This window comes from Wolbachia endosymbiont of Glossina morsitans morsitans, assembly GCF_000689175.1.
GTDB classification, from domain to species: Bacteria; Pseudomonadota; Alphaproteobacteria; order Rickettsiales; family Anaplasmataceae; genus Wolbachia; species Wolbachia pipientis.
The window spans coordinates 1-4911 of sequence record NZ_AWUH01000110.1 but is presented as its reverse complement, the minus strand read 5'-3'; the positions used below and the strand labels follow the sequence as shown (position 1 = coordinate 4911).

Genomic DNA, 4911 nt, shown 5'->3' with positions numbered 1-4911 from the left:
AAAAGAAGCTGGGCCAGTGCAACAATATTTCGCGTTTTTAGCTTAATAAGAAAGAGCATAGCTCGTATTTTAACTACATTAAATAAAAGAAGAAGAGAGGAAAAGAATGCCTAAAAAGGTTTTTTGTGGTACTGTAACTAAGGCTAAGTGTGATAGGACTGTAAAGGTTTCGGTATTACAAGTGTATAAGGATGAGCTGTATAAAAAGGTTATAAAAAAATACAAGAAGTATACAGCACATGATGAGAATAATAGTTGTAAAGAAGGGGACAAGGTTTTAATACAAGAACACAAGCCTATTTCTACTACTAAAAAATGGGTTATTGTTAATAGCTCGCATTGAATAGGATATTTATATGATTCAAAAAAATACATTGTTGGAAGTAGCTGATAATTCTGGCGCCCGTGCAGTGCTTTGTATTGGTTTATTGGGTGGTAGAAAGTCTGCATCTATAGGTGACACAGTTATTGTATCTACTAAATCTATTGCTCCAAGAGGGAAAGTTGAGAAGGGAAAAGTATATAGAGCAGTTGTGGTGAGGGTGAAAAGCCCTATTAGAAAATCTGATGGTTCTGTAATTCGTTTTTCTAGCAATGCTGTAGTTTTGATTAACGATCAAGGTGAACCACTTGGCACTCGGGTGTTTGGTCCGGTAAAAAAGTTATCATCTGGTTCTTTTATGAAGATAATGTCATTAGCTGTTGAGGTTTTATAATGAGTGCTAAAATAAAAAGTGGTGACGACGTTATAGTTTTAACTGGTAAAGATAAGGGAAAAATTGGTAAGGTAATCAAAGTTATAGCACGTGATGCTAAAAAGAAAGTAATTGTTTCTGGAGTGAATGTGCATAAGAGACATACTAAACCAAAAGCTGGTAGTAGTGGTGGTATATTAAATAAAGAGTTAGCTATTGATATATCCAACGTTGCAACATTGGACCCCAAATATAAAACTCCAACTAGAGTGGGGTTTAAGGTTATAGACGGTAGAAAAGTGCGTTTTGCAAAAGTTTCTGGAGAAGTGATAGATTAGGTTGATATGTTTAAAGAATTGTATAAAGATAGCATAGTAAAGTCCTTGAAGGACAAATTTAATTACGGCAGTATAATGCAAGTGCCTAAACTTGTCAAGGTGTGTATCAATATGGGCGTTGGAGATGCTGCTACAGATAGTAAAGCAATAAATGAACCACTTGATAGCCTATATTTGATTGCTGGGCAGAAGCCTTTATCAACTTTTGCAAAAAAATCTATTTCTGGCTTCAAGATCAGAAAAGGTGCTACAGTAGGTTGCAAAGTAACTTTGCGTAGAGATAAAATGTATGAGTTTTTAGAAAGATTGATATATATTGCTTTGCCAAGGGAAAAAGATTTTAGAGGATTTAGTGTGAAGCAATTTGACGGTAATGGTAATTTTTCCTTTGGTATAAAGGAACATATCTCGTTTTTAGAAATAGACTATGATAAAATAAGTAAAATTAGAGGTATGGATATTAATATTATAACAAGTGCAGTTAGTGATAAGGAAGCAAAGGAATTATTACTGGCTCTTAAATTTCCTTTTTTTGATTAATTGAGAGGAGAAATATATGGCAAAAAAATCTATGATAGAAAGAAATCTTCGCAGAATAAAGTTGTGCGATCAATATAAAAAAAAAAGAGAAAAATTGAAATCTATAATAAATAATAAGAATTTGTCTATTGTAGAAAGGTTTACAGCTCAAAATAAATTAATTAAAAAATTGCCTAGAAATTCTTCCAAAACCAAAATTAGAAATAGGTGTGCTTTAACTGGGAGACCAAGAGGAGTATATAGAAAATTTGGTTTATGTAGGATTGTTTTGCGTGATTTATGTTCTTTTGGGCAAATTCCAGGAGTTACAAAGTCTAGTTGGTAAATATAATATAAGGAGTATATTGTGGCGTTATCTGATAGTATTGGTGATTTTTTAACAAGGATACGTAATGCTCAATTGGCAATGCATAGGGCAACAAGGGTACTATTTTCTAAGATGAATTCTTCTATATTGGAGATTTTAAAAGAAGAAGGGTATATCCTTGATTATGAAAAGCAAGTTGTAGATAACTTACCTTCTTTCATTGTAAAATTGAAGTATTATGAGAAGTCACCTGTAATTAGTGACATAGTTAGGGTGTCAAAGCCTGGTTGTCGTCGTTATTCTAAGTATAAGGACATTTCTAAAGCATATAATGGTCTTGGTATTTTTATTATATCGACGCCCAAAGGAGTGATGACTGATTATAATGCACATAAGTTAAAGGTTGGTGGAGAAGTTTTGTGTCGTGTGTTTTAAATAATAGGAGAAATTCATGTCTCGTATAGGTGCTGCTCCTATCAATATTCCTGCTGGTGTTTCAGTTGAATATAATAATGGTAGTATGTTAATAAAGAGTGCTAAGGCTGAAAAGGAAGTTAGCTTGATCAGGGATGTTGTGTGTCAGATTATTGATAATCAGCTATTGCTTTCTGTTGATCAAGATAAAGATAATTATGATAAAATAAGGCCTATGTGGGGTACTTATAGGAGTAATATTAATAATATCATTAACGGCATGGTTGATGGTTTTTCTGTTAATCTTGAGATTAACGGTGTGGGATATAAGGCAGAGTGTGATGGTAAGTATTTGACTTTGTATCTTGGTTATAGCCATAATGTTAAATATAAAGTGCCTAAAGATGTTGAGATTAAGTGCATGAAGCCAACTCACTTAGTAGTTAGTGGTATGGATAAGCAGAAGGTCTATATGGTGGCGTCTGATATATGCAAAATTAGAAAATATGATCCTTATAAAGGTAGGGGTGTTGTAATAAAAGGCAAATTTATGCTGCGTAAGGTTGTAAGTAAAAAGAAGTAATAAAAATGAAAAGATCGTATAATTTTTTAAGTAATTCTGAAAAAAGGAAGTTACGTAATAGAGCGAAGCTTGACAAGAGCGCTGAACGTTTACGTATATCCATATTTAAATCTAATAGGCATTTTTATGTCCAGTTAATTAATGATGTAAAAGGAATAACTCTCACTTCAGCTTCTACTTTGGATGCTAAAATTAAGGATGTATGTAAAGGGAAAGTCAACGCTGAAACTATAAAACAGGTTTCTTCTTTAATGGTTGAGCGTCTTTCTGGCATGAAATTAGAGCAGCAGCTTACGTTTGATCGTGGAGCGTATAAATACACAGGATTAATTTCTCAATTTGCTGAGGCTTTAAGAAGTTCTGGATTTGAATTTTAGAAGGTTTTGAATATGGCTATAAAGAATTTACAAAATAATGATGATTTATCAGAGCTTTTAGTTTCGGTACGAAGAGTGACAACGGTTACCAAAGGTGGTAGAAGATTTTCATTTTCAATTTTGGTTGTTGTTGGCGATGAGAAGGGTAGGGTAGGGTGTGGAATAGGTAAGCACGCAGAAGTTGCTGAAGCAAGAGTCAAAGCTGTAAATGCTGCAAAGAAATCAATGATTAGAGTGTACTTGCGTGAAGGTAGAACTTTGCATCATGATATTAAAGCTAAATTTTGTTCTGGTGAGATAGTTTTAAGAACCGCAAGAGCCGGAACAGGTATTATTGCTGGTGGAGCGATTAGATCAGTTTTTGAGGTGTTAGGTATAAAGGATGTGGTAGCTAAATCCACTAGATCAAATAATCCTCATAACGTTATATGTGCGGTGTTTAAGGCTTTTGATAGTATGTTATCTCCTCGTCAGGTAGCAAGCAAAAGAGGCAAAAAGATTAGCGAGATAGTTGGAAACAGGTAAAGTATGAATAATGCTGTAAAATTAAACTCCATATTTACTAAATTATCTAAGAAAAAGAAGCCTAAGTTGCTGGGTAGAGGTATCGGTTGTGGTAAAGGTAAAACATCCGGTAGAGGGCATAAAGGGCAGAAGGCTAGAAGTGGAGTTTCTATAAATGGTTTTGAGGGTGGACAACAGTCTATATATACTCGTTTGCCTAAAAGAGGTTTTAAGCCTATACGTAGGAGCATATACTCTATAATTAATGTTGGCGATATACAGCGCTTAATGGAAGCTAAAAAAATAGTGAAAGACTCTGTTATAGATAAGGAGAGGCTGTATAAATTAGGTTTTATAAAGTCTATTAAGGATAAAATTAAACTTCTTAATAAAGGTAAGTTGAGCGAAAAATTTGTGTTTCATGTTGATTTTGCGTCAGAAGCTGCAAAAAAATCTGTAGCTTCAGTTGGTGGTAGTGTGGAAATACTATCGTAAGTCATGGGCAATAAATCAGCATTTAATAGCTTGGATCCTACGTTGTTATATAAAGGCGATTTATTAAAGCGTATATTTTTTACGCTAATAGCTTTAATTTGCTATCGCTTGGGTACTTATGTGCCTATTCCTGGAATTAATCTTGATGTAATTAATGATATATTTCCCAAAGATGGCTCAGGCGTTTTTGGAGTATTTAATTTATTTTCTGGTGGTGCATTGGCTAGAATAACAATTCTAGCATTGAACGTTATTCCATATATAATGGCTTCTATCATTATTCAGTTACTTTCTTCTGCGATTAAAGGAATGAAGGAAGTGAAGAATGATGGAGAGTCAGGCCGTAGAAAGATGAATTCTTATATACGCTATCTGACCATAGTAATTTGTGTATTTCAATCAATTCCAATTTTGGTTGGATTGGAAGGGATGAATAGGGGAAGGGGTATTGGTTGTAATCGAACCTGGTGTTATGTTTCGTACAATAGGTGTTTTCAGCCTTTTAGGTGGAACTATGCTTTTAATATGGCTTGGTGAACGAATCAGCGCTAGCGGTATAGGCAATGGTATCTCATTAATCATTTTCACGGGTATAATATCAGAGTTACACAGCGCTTTATCATCTTTGTTAACGTTAAATAAAGACGGTAGCGTATCG

General features: G+C 34.0%; 10 protein-coding genes and 2 pseudogenes. All 12 read left to right on the top strand.

What is annotated here, in order from left to right; genetic code table 11:
- A pseudogene (gene rpmC / locus WGMM_RS06100) lies at positions 1–114 on the top strand (50S ribosomal protein L29); the annotation flags it as partial.
- Positions 107–343: a 30S ribosomal protein S17 gene (gene rpsQ / locus WGMM_RS02645; RefSeq protein ID WP_038249602.1), complete on the top strand. Its 237-nt coding sequence runs from the start codon at positions 107–109 to the stop codon at positions 341–343. The pseudogene rpmC and the gene rpsQ, both read left to right, overlap by 8 nt.
- A 13-nt stretch (positions 344–356) precedes the next feature.
- A complete protein-coding gene (rplN, locus tag WGMM_RS02640) occupies positions 357–716 on the top strand; it encodes a 50S ribosomal protein L14 (RefSeq protein ID WP_038249598.1) in 360 nt (119 codons plus the stop codon).
- Positions 716–1033 (top strand): 50S ribosomal protein L24, encoded by a 318-nt coding sequence (gene rplX / locus WGMM_RS02635; RefSeq protein ID WP_006279347.1) that lies wholly within the window; start codon positions 716–718, stop codon positions 1031–1033. The genes rplN and rplX overlap by 1 nt, the downstream gene beginning before the upstream one ends.
- Positions 1034–1039: 6 nt before the next feature.
- On the top strand, positions 1040–1573 hold the full coding sequence (rplE, locus tag WGMM_RS02630; RefSeq protein WP_038249596.1) for a 50S ribosomal protein L5: 534 nt from the start codon (positions 1040–1042) through the stop codon (positions 1571–1573).
- Between the two features lie 16 nt (positions 1574–1589).
- Positions 1590–1898: a 30S ribosomal protein S14 gene (rpsN, locus tag WGMM_RS02625; RefSeq protein WP_038249595.1), complete on the top strand. Its 309-nt coding sequence runs from the start codon at positions 1590–1592 to the stop codon at positions 1896–1898.
- Positions 1899–1919: 21 nt separating this feature from the next.
- The gene (rpsH, locus tag WGMM_RS02620) at positions 1920–2315 is read left to right on the top strand and encodes a 30S ribosomal protein S8 (RefSeq protein ID WP_007551150.1); all 396 of its coding nucleotides are present in this window, start codon (positions 1920–1922) and stop codon (positions 2313–2315) included.
- Positions 2316–2331: 16 nt separating this feature from the next.
- A complete protein-coding gene (gene rplF / locus WGMM_RS02615) occupies positions 2332–2877 on the top strand; it encodes a 50S ribosomal protein L6 (protein ID WP_038249594.1) in 546 nt (181 codons plus the stop codon).
- 5 nt (positions 2878–2882) lie between these two features.
- Entirely contained in the window at positions 2883–3254 is a 372-nt protein-coding gene (rplR, locus tag WGMM_RS02610) for a 50S ribosomal protein L18 (protein WP_038249593.1), read from the top strand.
- 12 nt (positions 3255–3266) lie between these two features.
- A complete protein-coding gene (rpsE, locus tag WGMM_RS02605) occupies positions 3267–3779 on the top strand; it encodes a 30S ribosomal protein S5 (RefSeq protein ID WP_038249592.1) in 513 nt (170 codons plus the stop codon).
- 3 nt (positions 3780–3782) lie between these two features.
- Positions 3783–4253 carry a 50S ribosomal protein L15 gene (gene rplO, locus WGMM_RS02600; RefSeq protein ID WP_006279863.1) on the top strand — a complete coding sequence of 157 codons (471 nt, stop codon included), beginning with the start codon at positions 3783–3785 and terminating at the stop codon, positions 4251–4253.
- 3 nt (positions 4254–4256) lie between these two features.
- Positions 4257–4911: pseudogene (locus WGMM_RS02595) on the top strand (preprotein translocase subunit SecY); the annotation flags it as partial.